At 68.2% G+C, this 12531-nt stretch carries 13 protein-coding genes, 1 tRNA gene and 1 pseudogene; 7 read left to right on the top strand and 8 right to left on the bottom strand.

The window, feature by feature from the left end:
• Positions 1 to 73: 73 nt before the first annotated feature.
• Positions 74 to 792 (bottom strand): annotated as a pseudogene (gene tnpC, locus ACH0BU_RS00005) (IS66 family transposase); the annotation flags it as partial.
• A gap of 72 nt (positions 793 to 864) precedes the next feature.
• Here tnpC and ACH0BU_RS00010 point away from each other — a divergent pair.
• Positions 865 to 1305 (top strand): hypothetical protein, encoded by a 441-nt coding sequence (locus tag ACH0BU_RS00010; RefSeq protein WP_500263428.1) that lies wholly within the window; start codon positions 865 to 867, stop codon positions 1303 to 1305.
• Between the two features lie 253 nt (positions 1306 to 1558).
• Positions 1559 to 3076 (top strand): sensor histidine kinase, encoded by a 1518-nt coding sequence (locus ACH0BU_RS00015; RefSeq protein WP_500263429.1) that lies wholly within the window; start codon positions 1559 to 1561, stop codon positions 3074 to 3076.
• On the opposite strand, the gene ACH0BU_RS00020 is transcribed toward ACH0BU_RS00015, so the two are convergent.
• From ACH0BU_RS00020 to metX, 3 genes are read right to left on the bottom strand one after another with little or no spacing between them, the layout of a single operon-like run.
• Entirely contained in the window at positions 3060 to 3452 is a 393-nt protein-coding gene (locus ACH0BU_RS00020; protein WP_301090538.1) for a response regulator, read from the bottom strand. The two genes, ACH0BU_RS00015 and ACH0BU_RS00020, sit on opposite strands and share 17 nt — an antisense overlap.
• A gap of 21 nt (positions 3453 to 3473) precedes the next feature.
• Positions 3474 to 4088: a methionine biosynthesis protein MetW gene (gene metW, locus ACH0BU_RS00025; RefSeq protein WP_125945561.1), complete on the bottom strand. Its 615-nt coding sequence runs from the start codon at positions 4086 to 4088 to the stop codon at positions 3474 to 3476.
• Positions 4085 to 5203: a homoserine O-acetyltransferase MetX gene (gene metX / locus ACH0BU_RS00030; protein WP_500263430.1), complete on the bottom strand. Its 1119-nt coding sequence runs from the start codon at positions 5201 to 5203 to the stop codon at positions 4085 to 4087. Before metX ends, metW begins: the two co-directional genes overlap by 4 nt.
• A 132-nt stretch (positions 5204 to 5335) precedes the next feature.
• Here metX and hisC point away from each other — a divergent pair, with 132 nt between their 5' ends.
• Together hisC and ACH0BU_RS00040 are read left to right on the top strand one after the other, a co-directional pair.
• Positions 5336 to 6433 carry a histidinol-phosphate transaminase gene (gene hisC, locus ACH0BU_RS00035; RefSeq protein WP_500263431.1) on the top strand — a complete coding sequence of 366 codons (1098 nt, stop codon included), beginning with the start codon at positions 5336 to 5338 and terminating at the stop codon, positions 6431 to 6433.
• 49 nt (positions 6434 to 6482) lie between these two features.
• Entirely contained in the window at positions 6483 to 7391 is a 909-nt protein-coding gene (locus ACH0BU_RS00040; RefSeq protein ID WP_500263432.1) for a prephenate/arogenate dehydrogenase family protein, read from the top strand.
• Positions 7392 to 7464: 73 nt separating this feature from the next.
• Here ACH0BU_RS00040 and ACH0BU_RS00045 read toward each other — a convergent pair whose 3' ends face one another.
• The 4 genes from ACH0BU_RS00045 to ftsE are packed head-to-tail and all read right to left on the bottom strand — an operon-like array spanning position 7465 to position 10281.
• On the bottom strand, positions 7465 to 8160 hold the full coding sequence (locus ACH0BU_RS00045; RefSeq protein ID WP_046408644.1) for a lysophospholipid acyltransferase family protein: 696 nt from the start codon (positions 8158 to 8160) through the stop codon (positions 7465 to 7467).
• Complete coding sequence (locus tag ACH0BU_RS00050) at positions 8157 to 8696, bottom strand: YdcF family protein (RefSeq protein WP_046408643.1); 540 nt, start codon at positions 8694 to 8696, stop codon at positions 8157 to 8159. The genes ACH0BU_RS00045 and ACH0BU_RS00050 overlap by 4 nt, the downstream gene beginning before the upstream one ends.
• Entirely contained in the window at positions 8693 to 9577 is an 885-nt protein-coding gene (locus ACH0BU_RS00055) for a cell division protein FtsX (RefSeq protein WP_500263433.1), read from the bottom strand. The genes ACH0BU_RS00050 and ACH0BU_RS00055 overlap by 4 nt, the downstream gene beginning before the upstream one ends.
• Complete coding sequence (gene ftsE / locus ACH0BU_RS00060) at positions 9574 to 10281, bottom strand: cell division ATP-binding protein FtsE (RefSeq protein ID WP_046408640.1); 708 nt, start codon at positions 10279 to 10281, stop codon at positions 9574 to 9576. Before ftsE ends, ACH0BU_RS00055 begins: the two co-directional genes overlap by 4 nt.
• A gap of 155 nt (positions 10282 to 10436) precedes the next feature.
• Between ftsE and ACH0BU_RS00065 the strand changes: the two genes are divergently transcribed.
• From ACH0BU_RS00065 to trhO, 3 genes are all read left to right on the top strand, one after another.
• Positions 10437 to 11264, top strand: coding sequence for an MJ0042-type zinc finger domain-containing protein (locus ACH0BU_RS00065; protein WP_500263434.1), 828 nt, complete (start codon positions 10437 to 10439; stop codon positions 11262 to 11264).
• Positions 11265 to 11425: 161 nt separating this feature from the next.
• A tRNA-Leu gene (locus ACH0BU_RS00070) sits at positions 11426 to 11512 on the top strand.
• A gap of 65 nt (positions 11513 to 11577) precedes the next feature.
• On the top strand, positions 11578 to 12510 hold the full coding sequence (gene trhO, locus ACH0BU_RS00075; protein WP_500263435.1) for an oxygen-dependent tRNA uridine(34) hydroxylase TrhO: 933 nt from the start codon (positions 11578 to 11580) through the stop codon (positions 12508 to 12510).
• Positions 12511 to 12531: the final 21 nt, after the last annotated feature.

A 12531-nucleotide genomic window follows, 5' to 3' on the forward strand; every position in this document is an offset into this window, starting at 1 on the left:
CCACCTCCAGCCGGCCATGGCGGCGGAGACGACGATGCACTAACAATCAACCCGGACCACCCGGTGGGGGCTGCTCAACCCCGTTCAGCTTGGCGGTTTCGAGCAGGCTGTACATGGCAGCCGCGCGCTCGCCGCCGCAGTCCGCTCCGGCGAACATCCAGTTCTTCCTGCCCACGGCGATGCCGCGCAGGGCGTTCTCGGCCAGGTTGTTGTCGATCTCCAGCCGCCCGTTCTCGGTGTAGGCGAGCAGCGCCGGCTTTAGCCGGACCGCATAGCGCAGCGCCTCCGCCAGCGGCGTCCGCGCCGACACCTGGCCCAGCACGTCACCGGCCCAGGCGAAGAAGTCGAGCGCAGTCAGCTTCGACTGCTTGCGCCCCTTGCGCCGGTCGTCATGCGGGTCCTGCACGATGCCGCGCTCGACCTCGTACAGGCTTCGGATCATGCGAAGCCCCTCGGTCGCAACCGAGCTCGGGTCGGCCTGGTAGACGCCGTGGAGCTTGCGCCGGGCGTGCGCCCAGCAGGCGACGGGCGTGATGGGACCGGGTTGCGGCCGGGGTCGTAGAGCCGCTCAAACCCGGCGTAGGCGTCGGCTTGCAGAAAGCCGGTGAACGCCTTCAGGTGCTCGCGCGGGCGCTCGCCCTTGCGGTCAGGGCTGTAGCGGAAGAGAGCGACTGGCTTGTCGCTCGGCCGCCATCGTCGGTTGTCGCGCAGGTACACCCATAACCGCCCGGTCGCGGTCTTGCCGGTGCCGGGCGCCAGCACCGGGACAGGAGTATCGTCGGCGTGGAGCTTGAGCGCTTAACCGAGTATTCCTGACACGCCCCTGCGGAGCGGACCGCCCTCGCCGCCGCCATCGCGGCCGGCGTGACCGCGCTGCGCATCGCCACCCCGACCAGCTCCAGCTACGGCAACGACCCGCTCGATCATCCCACGATCGTCATCAGCCGGAGCATGGACGACGACGATCTCGTCGACACCGGCTTCTGGACCTACAAGCTCGGCCTCGCGCTGCGGGCGTTCCACCTCATCGACCATGCCGCCGCCACCGGCCGCCTCGCCCTTCCCGACGCCACCCGCGCCCATCTGCAACAGCTCGCTGCCACCGCGACGCAGGCGTTGCTGCGTGCCGCCGACTATCGCGACGGCCTGATCGAGGTGCGCACTTCGTTCAACGCCGGGGAGACCAATTCGGAAACCCAGCCCTGGGCGGCGCTCGGCCTCGTCCCGCATCTCGACCGCGCCCTGCTCGATATTCCCGCCGGTGAGGCGCTTCCCCTGAGCATCGCGATCACCCCAAAGGCGTAACGCGCACGATCAGCGAGCCGGCGCGGTGCCAATACTCGAACGGCCGCGCGCAATATGCTAGCGCTCGGCCGAAGGTTTCAGGCGGGGCAAACTGGATGCATCTTTCCTTTCACGGCACGGCCATTGCTGGTCCAGTGACCCGGGCGCCGCGTTGACCACCCACCGCTCCCACCAGGCCATGGCGGCCCCGCTTCATGATCGGGATCAACCTCGCCCTTCGTCGGTTGATCCCCACCCGAACTTCCCGGAAGGAATGGTTACGCTCTCCTCCCTGCCCGAACTCGACGAGCTTGAGCGCGCCCGCGTGATGGAGCTCTATGACCTCGCCGGTGCGCGCGACGAAGGCTTGCTGGACGATCTCACCGCCTTCGCGGCCGAACTGTGCCAGGCGCCGATCGCGCTGGTCAGCCTGGTCGAGCAGCAGGACCAGTTCTTCCTGTCGCGCGTCGGCCTCGACGTCGACGGCACGCCGCGCTCGCAATCCTTCTGCGCCCACGCGATGCACGGCCATGCCGTGATGGAGGTCGTCGATGCGACGCAGGACGGGCGCTTTCGCGACAATCCGCTCGTCACCGGCGATCCGTTCATCCGCTTCTACGCCGGCGCCCCGCTCGTCTCGCGAGAGGGCACGCCGCTCGGCGCGGTGTGCGTGATCGACACGTCGCCGCGCTCGCCGCTCAACGACTTCCAGCGCCGCGGCCTCGAAATCCTCGCCACCGCTACGATTTCCCGGCTGGAGGCCCGCCGCGTTGCGCGCGAACAGCGGGAACAGCGCGCCGCGCTCGCCGACAGCGAGGAACGCTTCCGCACGCTCGCCGACACCATGCCGCAGATGGTCTGGTCGACGCTGCCCGACGGCTATCACGATTATTACAACGCACGCTGGTATGAATTCACCGGCGCGCCGGCCGGCACCACCGACGGCGAGGGCTGGAACGACATGTTCCACCCCGACGACCAGGCCCGCGCGTGGCAGGTGTGGCAGCACAGCCTTGCCACTGGCGATGCCTATCAGATCGAATATCGCCTGCGTCATTTCGACGGCACCTATCGCTGGGTGCTCGGCCGCGCGCTGCCGATCCGCGATTCAAGGGGGCGGATCACCCGCTGGTTCGGCACCTGCACCGACATCCACGAGCAGAAACTCGCGCTCGAGGAGCGTGAGGTGATCAGCCAGGAACTGTCGCACCGCATCAAGAACATCTTCGCCGTGATCGGCGGGCTGATCCAGGTTGCCGCGCGCGCCCATCCCGAACTGGTGCCGCTCGCCGCGGACCTGCGCGCGCGCATCGCCGCGCTCGGCAAGGCGCATGATTTCGTCCGCCCGCACAGCCCGCATTCGCGCCCCTCGGCGCATCAGGACAGCCTGCGCGGCCTGCTGGAGCAATTATTCGCCCCCTATCAGGCGCATCCCGGCGAGCGGCTGGTCATCAGCGGCACCGATATCGCGGTCGACGATCGCGCGGCCACGCCGCTGGCGCTGCTGTTCCACGAGCTTGCCACCAACGCGAGCAAATATGGCGCGCTTTCGGTCGCCGGCGGCCGCGTGTGGATCGCGATCAGCCGCGATGAAGCGACGGCGCGGATCGTCTGGCGCGAAGAGGGCGGCCCCGGCATCGACGCAAGCGCGATCGCCGCGGGCTTCGGCACCCAGCTGATTGAATTGAGCGCAGTGCGCCAGCTCGGCGGCGCGGTCGTGCGCGATTGGCGGCCGACGGGACTGGAACTGGTGATGGAGGCGCCGGTCGCGTCGTTCAGCCGGTCCGGCTGATCCGGATCACTTCGTCGTCGGCCGGTTCGCCGATCCCGCTCGCCAGCGCCGCCGCGGCCAGGATCGCGCGGTCGCTGAACGGCTTGCGTACATAGCCCAACGCCTCTGACGGGACGCCGATCTGCGCCGGGTTGGCGGTGACGAACACCACCTTCACGCCATAATCGCGCGCGATCCGCTCGGCGATCTGCGGCCCGGTCGGCCCATCGCGCAGGTTGATGTCGACGAAGGCGATCTCGCATCCCGGCGCGGCGGCCAGTGCCTGGTCGCTGTCGGCGGCGATCCCGGCCACCTTGTAGCCGGCATCAGTCAATATCCGCTCGAGGTCGAGCGCCACGAAAATCTCGTCTTCAATGATGAGTGCGGTCTTGGACATGATTGGATTGCGCAACACAGATTAGGGGTGTTTCGTTCCCCGCAGCAGGAATATCGCATGTTCTGCCAGGATATTTGCTGCGGCAGATGTTGTTTTCTTGTCACCCGACAGAAACCAGGCACCCTCTACAGCGATGCCCTGTTCTTTCAGATGCGCTCGAAAATCATCTACGGTCAGATGATGAATGTTCGGTGTATCGTACCAGCGTTCAGGCAGCAGCCGGGTCACCGGCATCCGCCCGCCCCACAATAGCGACAGCCGCACCCGCCAGTGCGCGAAATTGGGAAAGCTGACAAAGGCGTGTCGGCCGATCCGCAACAGGTGGCGCAGCACCACGTCGGGCGCGCGGCACGTCTGCAGCGTCTGGCTCAGAATGGCGTAATCGAAACTCGCATCGGGGTATCCGGCGAGGTCGACGTCGGCATCGCCCTGGATCACGCTCAGCCCGCGCCCCACCGCCGCCGCGACATTGCCGGGGTCCAGTTCCAGCCCGCGCGCGTCCGCCTGCTTGCCATCGCGCAGCGCCGCCATCAGCGCGCCGTCGCCGCAGCCGACGTCCAGCACGCGGCTGCCCGGCGCGACATGGTCGGCGATGATCGCCAGATCGGCGCGCAGATTGCCCGCGCCCGGCGTCATGCGCCCGTCCCCATGAAGCCGGCGACGACGCGGTTCATCTCGGGCGAATCGAGCAGGAAGGCGTCATGGCCATAGGGGCTCGCCAGCTCGACGAAGCTGACCGGCGCTCCCGCCGCGTTCAGCGCATGGACGATGCTGCGCGATTCGCGCGTCGGATACAGCCAGTCGGTATCGAAACTGATCAGCGCGAAGCGCGCGCGCGTCTGGCGGAATGCGTTGGCCAGCAGCCCGCCATGTTCCTCCGCCAGGTCGAAATAATCCATCGCGCGGGTGATATAGAGGTACGAATTGGCGTCGAACCGATCGACAAAGGCAATGCCCTGGTACCGCAGGTAGCTCTCGACCTGGAAATCGGCGTCGAAGCCGAACGTCTTCGCCTCGCGCGCCTGCAGCTTGCGACCGAATTTCTCGGTCAGCCCGGCTTCGGACAGATAGGTGATGTGCGCCGCCATCCGCGCCACCGCGAGTCCCGCGGCGGGCGCCGAATGGCCGTAATAGTCGCCGCCGCGCCAATTGGGATCGGCCATCACCGCCTGCCGGCCGACCTCGTGGAACGCGATGTTCTGCGCCGAATGCCGCGCCGCCGATGCGATGATGACGGCCGCCTCGACCCGGTCGGGGAAGGTCGCGGGCCAGCTCAGCGCCTGCATCCCGCCCATCGACCCGCCGATCACCGCCTTCAGCCGCCCGATGCCCAGATGGTCGAGCAGCATCGCCTGCGCGCGCACCATGTCGCGGATCGTGATGACCGGGAAACTCATCGCGAAGGGCTTGCCCGTCGCCGGGTTGATCGTCGCCGGCCCGGACGAACCCATGCAGCTGCCCAGCACGTTGGCGCACACGACGAAGAGACGGTCGGTGTCGACCGGGCGACCCGGCCCCACCATCTGAGTCCACCAGCCGGGCTTGCCGGTGCGCGGATTGGCGCCGGCGACATGCTGGTCCATCGTCAGCGCGTGGCAGATCAGCACCGCATTGCCGCCATCGGGCGCCAGCGTGCCATAGGTCTCATAGGCGATCTCGACCGGCGTGAGCTGGCCCCCGCCGTCCAGTGGCAGCGGGCCGGGCAGGATCACGTGGCGCTGGAGACCGAAACGCTGGTCATCGGCGGACATGCTGTGCGCGCTAGCATTGTGCGCGGCGCAAGCAAACCATTCGTGTACCGAACATTTGGTGCCGCGTTGCTTGCGCCGAAATGCCGCCGCCACATTGCCAACCTGCGCCGCCCCCCGCTACACGCCCGCGCCATGAACGGACCCGCTCCCAAGCCATGGATCATGCAGATCGCGCCCTATGTTCCCGGTCGCTCGACGACCGAGGACGGGCGCAAGGTCGCGAAGCTTTCCTCCAACGAAAACCCGCTCGGCACCAGCCCGCTCGCGCGTGAGGCATTCGCCAGCGCAGCGACCAGCCTGGAACGCTATCCCGATGCCGGCGCGGCCGATCTGCGTGAGGCGCTGGCCGCCAAGCACGGGCTCGATCCCGCGCGGATCATCTACGGCAATGGCTCGGACGAGGTGCTTCACCTTGCCGCTGGCGCCTTCGCCGGGCCGGGTGACGAGGTGATCTACGTCAATTACGGCTTCGCGGTATATCCGATCGCGACCCGCCGTACCGGCGCGACGCCGGTGATCGCCCCGGACAAGGATTATGCGACCGACGTCGACGCGATCCTCGCCGCCGTCACCGATCGCACCACGATGGTGTTCGTCGCCAATCCCAACAACCCGACCGGCACCTATGCGCCGCGCAGCGAGATCGAGCGGCTTCACGCTGGCCTGCGCGACGACATCCTGCTCGTCCTCGACCATGCCTATGCCGAATATATCGACGGCGCGGACGATGATGGCGCGATGGCGCTGGCGGAACGTGCCTCGAACGTGCTGGTCACCCGCACCTTCTCGAAGATGTACGGCCTCGCCGCCGAACGCATCGGCTGGGGCTATGGCGCCGCGCCGCTGATCGAGGCGATGCACCGCATCCGCCTGCCCTTCTCGATCACCATCGCCGGCCAGTCGGCGGCGATCGCCGCGCTGGGCGACACCGATTTCGTCGCCAACGCCGCCGCCCACAATGCGAAGTGGCGGGCATGGTTCTCGGACGAAATCGCAAAGCTCGGCAATGCCGGCCTTCGCGCCATCCCCAGCCAGGCCAATTTCGTGCTGCTGGTGTTCGAGGGCGATCTGACCGCGGAAGCCGCGTACAAGGGGCTGATGGACGCCGGCTATATCGTCCGTTGGCTCCCCGGCCAGGGTCTCCCGCACGGCCTGCGCATCACCATCGGCACCGAGGATGAAACCCGCGGCGTCATCGCGGCGCTGCGCACGCTCGCCGGCGCCGAATGATCACTCTCCCGTTCCCCACGGCCCGCGCGGCCTGACCCAAGGTGGCATGATGCTTCCCTTCGCACGCGTCACCATCATCGGCCTCGGCCTGATCGGTTCCTCCGTCGCGCGTGCGGTGCGTCACTATATGCCCACCGTCGCGCTCGTCGGCCATGATGCCGATCCCGACGTGCGCCGCCGCGCCGACGCGCTCGGGATCGTCGACGACGTGACCGACACGATCGGCGCCGCGGTGACCGACGCCGATCTCGTCATCCTGTGCGTCCCCGTCGGCGCGATGGGCGCGGCGGCAGCGGAAATGGCGGCCGATCTCCCCGCCGACGCGATCGTCAGCGACGTCGGCAGCTGCAAGGCAGAGGTGGTGCGCGCGCTGCGCGACGCGTTGCCCAACGCCACGATCGTTCCCGCACATCCCGTCGCGGGCACCGAACAGAGCGGGCCGGAGGCGGGCTTCGCCACCCTGTTCCGCGGCCGCTGGTGCATCGTCACCCCGCTTCCCGATGGCGATCCCGCCGCGACCGAGCGGGTCGCCGAATTCTGGCGCCGGCTCGGCAGCACGGTCGAGATCATGGCCCCGGACCATCACGATCGCGTGCTGGCGGTGACCAGCCACCTGCCGCACCTCATCGCCTATACGATCGTCGGCACCGCCAATGATCTGGCCGAGGTCACCCAGTCGGAAGTGATCAAGTTTTCCGCCGGCGGCTTTCGCGACTTCACCCGCATCGCCGCCTCCGATCCAACGATGTGGCGCGACGTGTTCCTCGCCAACAAGGAAGCCGTGCTCGAAATGCTGCAACGCTTCAGCGAGGATCTGTCGCACCTTCAGCGCGCGATCCGCTGGGACGATGGCGACACCTTGTTCGACCTGTTTTCGCGCACCCGCACGATCCGCCGCTCGATCGTCGATCAGGGGCAGGATGATGCCGCCGCGGACTTTGGCCGCAAGCACGACTGACGGGCCAAAGTTCGCCAGAGGGCGGCCGCTCACCGCCGCTTTGAGGCCATTCGCACCCGCCCGGCGGCCGCGCTTACCCCTGCGCGCCGGGCTCCAGCGCATTGATCGCCTGCCACACGCGCTGCTCGATTTCCTTGCGCGGTAGCCCCGCCGGGATCGGCGTTCCAACGCGGATCGTCACCACGCCCGGCCGCTTCGGCCCCTTCTTCGGCATGAACCGCCCACTGTCGAGCGCGATCGGCACCACCGGCAGGTTCACCGCCTTGTACAGCCCGGCAAAGCCCGACCGCAGCGGCGGCGATTCCCCCGGCGTCACGCGCGTTCCCTCAGGATAAACGATCACCGATCGCCCCTGCGCGCGAAGCTCCTTGCCCTCCGCCATCAACCGGCGCAGCGCCTTCGCCGACGCCTCGCGATCCACCGACATCGACCCGTACAGCTTGGTCGCCCAGCCCCACAAAGGGATCCGGCTCAGCTCACGCTTCAGCACCATCGCCGGCCCGCCCAGGATCAGCTGCAGCTCGGTCGTCTCGTACATCGACTGGTGCTTGGCCGCGAACAGGAACTGTCCCTCAGGGATCTCCCCCTCGACCCGCGTCGTCACCCCCAGGAACACGCGCGCCGCCCAGCGGTTCAGCCGCGCCCAGCGATGCGCGTGATGGATCGTCGCCTTCTGCCCGAACGGCGCTACCAGCGGCACGGCCAGCACGATCAGCACCGACCCGCTGTAAAAGACGATCTGATACAGGATCGTGCGTAACCAGTTCATATTCCGTCGATTCCTGCCCACAAGGCGATCCGTCGAAGGATCAGCTTGTTATATTCGTTGACCAGCCGGCCAAGCGGCTGTTCGGCACGCACGCCGTCGCGATGGATCGTGACGTCGCCGTCGAGCGCGGCCCCCAGTTCCATCCGGGCGCGCGCCATATGCCAGTCCGATGTCACCAGCCGCACCGACTTATAGCCATGCTCCCGCATCCAGCGCGCCGTCTCCTCGGCATTGGACCTGGTGTCCACCGCCTCCCGGCCCAGGTCGACGCAGCAGGCGATCGCCCGCTCATGCCCGTTGGCGGCGATCAGGTCCGCCTTGCGCAGGCCCGTGGCAACACCCGTCACCAGCATCCGCTTCGCCCGGCCCTCGTCGATCATCTGCAGCCCCCGAGGGATACGCCCCGGCCCGCCGGTCGGCACGACGATGGCGTCGGTGGTCAGCGATGGCTCGGCCGGTTCGGCCAGCCGCAGCATGAACACCGCGAAGCCCAGCGCCCAGGCCACCGCCAGCAATCCGACGAACCGCGAAATCACAGGACGCGCTCCAGCGTGCGGGTGATCGCCAGCCGCGCCGCCAGCGCCGCCAGCAGGACAAAGGCGACCGGCAGCAGCGCCAGCGTCGCCCAGCCCAACGGCCCCAGTGTCGCCTGCCCCAGCAGCTCGGACCCAAGCCCCGCGGCCTGCGCGCTGATCAGCAGCAACATCGCCAGCGCCGCCAGCCCGCCGATCACCGCGCCAATCGCCGCATCACGCGCGATCCGCCGCTGGAACAGCCGCGCCACCTGCACATCGGTCGATCCCAGCATGTGCATGATCTCGATCGTCTGGCGATGCGCCTCCAGCCCCGCGCGCGCCGCGAGCACCACCACCGCAGCGGTCGCACCCGCGAGCAGGATCACCAGCACCGCCGCGATCAGCACGATCAGGTCGAGGAAATCCGCCACGGGCGTCATCCACGCCTCATGCGTATCGACCCGCGCCCCCGGCGCGATCTTCGTCACCGCCGCACGCACCCGCTCGAGCGCCCGCGGCTCGCCGCTCGCCAGTTCCAGGTCGATCATCGTCGGCACCGGCAGGTCGGGATCAGCGCCCGCGTCCCCCAGCCACGGCCGCAGCAACGCGGCCAGTTCGCCGCGGTCCACCGGCGTCGCCGCGCGCACGTCTTCCAGCCGGCGAAGCGCGCCCAGGACCCGGTCCGCCTCCACCTGGCGACGTGCCGGGTCGCCGGTCACGATCTGCACCGTCGCGCGCCCGGCGAGCTGGTTCTCCAGCCCGCTCGCGGCATTGCGCGTGGCCAGCCCCAGCGCCGCGCCCAGCACCGTCAGGAACAGCATGATGGCGATGATCCACACCATCGCCCGTACCCCGCGCGCCTCGTCCAGGACGCGCCGGGTCCGCTCGCCGGCCCCACTCATGGCAGCTCTCGTGCCGGTGGATGACGCAACGTCCCCGTGGGATCCTGCAGCCGGCCTTTCACCAGCCGCATCATCTGCGCGCCCGGCACCCGGTGCATCAGGTGCAGGTCGTGGGTGGCCACCACCACCGTCGTGCCCAGCCGATTGAGCGAATCGAACAGCAGCAGCAATCGCTCCGCCATTTCCGGGTCGACGTTGCCAGTCGGCTCGTCGGCCACCAGCATTTCCGGGCGCCCGATCACCGCCCGCGCAATCGCGACACGCTGTTGCTCGCCGCCCGACAGCGTCGCCGGTTTCGCGTCGGCGCGCTCCGCCAGCCCGACCCAGGCGAGCATCTCGCTCACCGGCTCCGCAATCTCGGCTTCCGGCATCCCTGCAATCCTGAGCGGCAGCGCGACATTATCCGCCGCCGACAGATGGGGCACCAGCCGAAAGTCCTGAAAGACAACGCCAATCCGCCGGCGAAAGCCCGGCAGGCGGCTGCGCGGCATGGTCACGGCATCCTCACCAAACAGGCGAATGACGCCCCGGCTGGGGCGCTGCGCGAGGTACAGCAAACGCAGCAGCGATGTCTTGCCCGCGCCGCTCGCGCCCGTCAGGAAATAGAAGGAACCGGCAGCCAGCGCGAAACTGACATCGCAAAGCGTTTCAGGCTCTTGCCCGTAGCGCAGCCCCACATTCTCGAACTGCACGATATTCGCCATTGCGGCGCTGCTTGTCCCTTGAACCACCGATGTCTTGCACGCGCCATCGCACGATGCAGCCTTCCGCTTCAACCTCCGCTTGCAAGCGGGGCGCAGGGCGTGTTTAGATTCGCCATGGCTTCAGCCCTTCTGTCCTACGCCGGTAACGACGCGCGATGATCCTCGAATGTCCCGAATGCCGCACCCGGTATCTGGTGCCCGACACATCGATCGGCCCGGAGGGTCGCACGGTGCGCTGCGCCAATTGCCGCCACAGCTGGCACCAGGCGCCTGACGCCCGCGCGATCGAGGCGCTCGCCGCCGGCCCGCAGATGGCGACTGTCGCTGCCGACGCACCAGCATCCGATCCACCGCCCCCGCAACGGGGAACGGAGGCGCCAGCCACCCCCTCTCCGGCGGCGTCCAACAACACGCCCCCTACGGTCGCTGCCCCCCCTGCAGTCGCTTCGCCGCCTGCAACCGCTGCGCCGGCTTCCTTTGCATCCGCGCTCGCCGCGCCCGTGTCGCCGCCGGCAGCCAACGGCGCCGCCCCGCCCCCCGGCGGCCGCCCGCGGATCAACCCGGCGCGCCGCTGGACCATTGCGGCGGTGCTCGCTGCGCTGCTGATGCTGGTCGCGGTCGGGGCCATCCTGTGGACCAGCGCGCCGGGCCTCGCCTCTCAGCTCGGGCTCAATTTCGGGCCGGAGGAAACGCCGCTGCGGCTGATCGACAATCCAATCGAGCGGCGGGAGATCAGCAACGGCAGCGAATTATTCGCGGTCAGCGGCAAGGTGCTGAACCCGTCGAACGAGCGGCAGCGCGTGCCCGACATCCGCGCCGACCTGCGTGATGACCAGAACCGGATCGTCTACACCTGGACGATCATCCCGCAGCAGCGCACGCTGGCGCCCAAGAGCGCGATCGATTTCAACTCGGCCAAGCTCGACGTGCCGGCCAGCTCCAAGAAGCTGGAACTCAGCTTCGTGGGCGAAGGCGACAGCTGATTGCCGGGCCGCGATCCACGGCCCCGGGGCCTGCGGATCGCGGCGCATCATTTTTCCGCACAAACTTACGATTTGAGCCTTGGGACCCATTGCCAGCCCCAACAAGCCTTGCTAGTGGCCCGCTCCTGCCAGCCGCCGGGCCAGCCCGGTGGACATCACGTGCGGTCGTGGCGGAACTGGTAGACGCGCAACGTTGAGGTCGTTGTGTCCGAAAGGACGTGGAAGTTCGAGTCTTCTCGACCGCACCATTGATTATCGGCGGGGTTACGACACACTCTCTTGAGTGCCCCGCCGCTACTCCTGCCGGCTGATCATGACCCTGCCCTTCCGCACCGCCGCGCTGTATCAATTCGCCCGCTTCGATGATCCCGCTGGCTTGCGCGATGGCATTGAGGCGTGCTGCCGCGCGCACGGCGTGCAGGGAACGCTGCTGCTGGCGCATGAGGGGATCAACGGGACGATCGCGGGCTCGGCCGCGGCAATCGACGCCGTGGTCGCGCACCTGCGCACCCTGCCCGGCTGTGCCGACCTCGCGGTCAAATACGCCTGGGCGCCAACCGAGCCCTTCCATCGGCTGAAGGTGCGCCTGAAGCGAGAGATCGTCACCATGGGGCAGCCGGATCTCGATCCGCTCACCGATGTCGGCACCTATGTCGCGCCCGAGGAATGGGACGCCCTGATCACCCGGCCGGACACGGTGGTGATCGACACGCGCAACGATTACGAAGTCGCGATCGGCACCTTCCCCGGCGCGATCAACCCCGAGACACGCAGCTTCCGCGACTTCCCGGCCTGGTTCCGCGCCAATCGCGACCAGCTGACCGCGGGCAAGAAGAAGGTCGCGATGTTCTGCACCGGCGGGATCCGCTGCGAGAAATCCACGGCCTTCCTGAAGGCGGAGGGGATCGAGGAGGTCTATCACCTCCAAGGCGGCATCCTGAACTATCTGGAAAAGATGCCGGCGGACCAAGTCTCGTGGCAGGGCGAATGCTTCGTCTTTGACGAGCGTGTCGCGGTGACGCCCGACCTGGCCCCTGGCACGCACGTGCTGTGCCGCGCCTGCCGCCGCCCGGTCAGCCCCGAGGAGCGCCAGTCGCCGCTGTATGAAGAGGGCATCAGCTGCCCCGCGTGTCACGCCGACCTGGACGACGACAAGCGCGCCCGCCTCGCCGAGCGTCACCGGCAGGAGGAACTCGCCCGCAAGCGTGGCGAGCGGCACGTCGGCGCCCGGATGGACAAGGACTGACCGCGCCCCTCTCCTAGGACA

The sequence above is a fragment of the Sphingomonas olei genome (assembly GCF_045369765.1).
GTDB lineage: Bacteria > Pseudomonadota > Alphaproteobacteria > Sphingomonadales > Sphingomonadaceae > Sphingomonas > Sphingomonas panaciterrae.

What these genes read in the sequence shown, in the direction of transcription:
- hisC (WP_500263431.1), top strand. Translation starts at nt 5,336, where the DNA reads ATGAACGGACCCGCTCCCAAGCCATGGATCATGCAGATCGCGCCCTAT.
- ACH0BU_RS00065 (WP_500263434.1), top strand. Translation starts at nt 10,437, where the DNA reads ATGATCCTCGAATGTCCCGAATGCCGCACCCGGTATCTGGTGCCCGAC.
- trhO (WP_500263435.1), top strand. Translation starts at nt 11,578, where the DNA reads ATGACCCTGCCCTTCCGCACCGCCGCGCTGTATCAATTCGCCCGCTTC.
- ACH0BU_RS00045 (WP_046408644.1), bottom strand. Translation starts at nt 8,160, where the DNA reads ATGAACTGGTTACGCACGATCCTGTATCAGATCGTCTTTTACAGCGGG.
- ACH0BU_RS00020 (WP_301090538.1), bottom strand. Translation starts at nt 3,452, where the DNA reads ATGTCCAAGACCGCACTCATCATTGAAGACGAGATTTTCGTGGCGCTC.
- ftsE (WP_046408640.1), bottom strand. Translation starts at nt 10,281, where the DNA reads ATGGCGAATATCGTGCAGTTCGAGAATGTGGGGCTGCGCTACGGGCAA.
- ACH0BU_RS00040 (WP_500263432.1), top strand. Translation starts at nt 6,483, where the DNA reads ATGCTTCCCTTCGCACGCGTCACCATCATCGGCCTCGGCCTGATCGGT.
- metW (WP_125945561.1), bottom strand. Translation starts at nt 4,088, where the DNA reads ATGACGCCGGGCGCGGGCAATCTGCGCGCCGATCTGGCGATCATCGCC.
- metX (WP_500263430.1), bottom strand. Translation starts at nt 5,203, where the DNA reads ATGTCCGCCGATGACCAGCGTTTCGGTCTCCAGCGCCACGTGATCCTG.
- ACH0BU_RS00055 (WP_500263433.1), bottom strand. Translation starts at nt 9,577, where the DNA reads ATGAGTGGGGCCGGCGAGCGGACCCGGCGCGTCCTGGACGAGGCGCGC.
- ACH0BU_RS00015 (WP_500263429.1), top strand. Translation starts at nt 1,559, where the DNA reads ATGGTTACGCTCTCCTCCCTGCCCGAACTCGACGAGCTTGAGCGCGCC.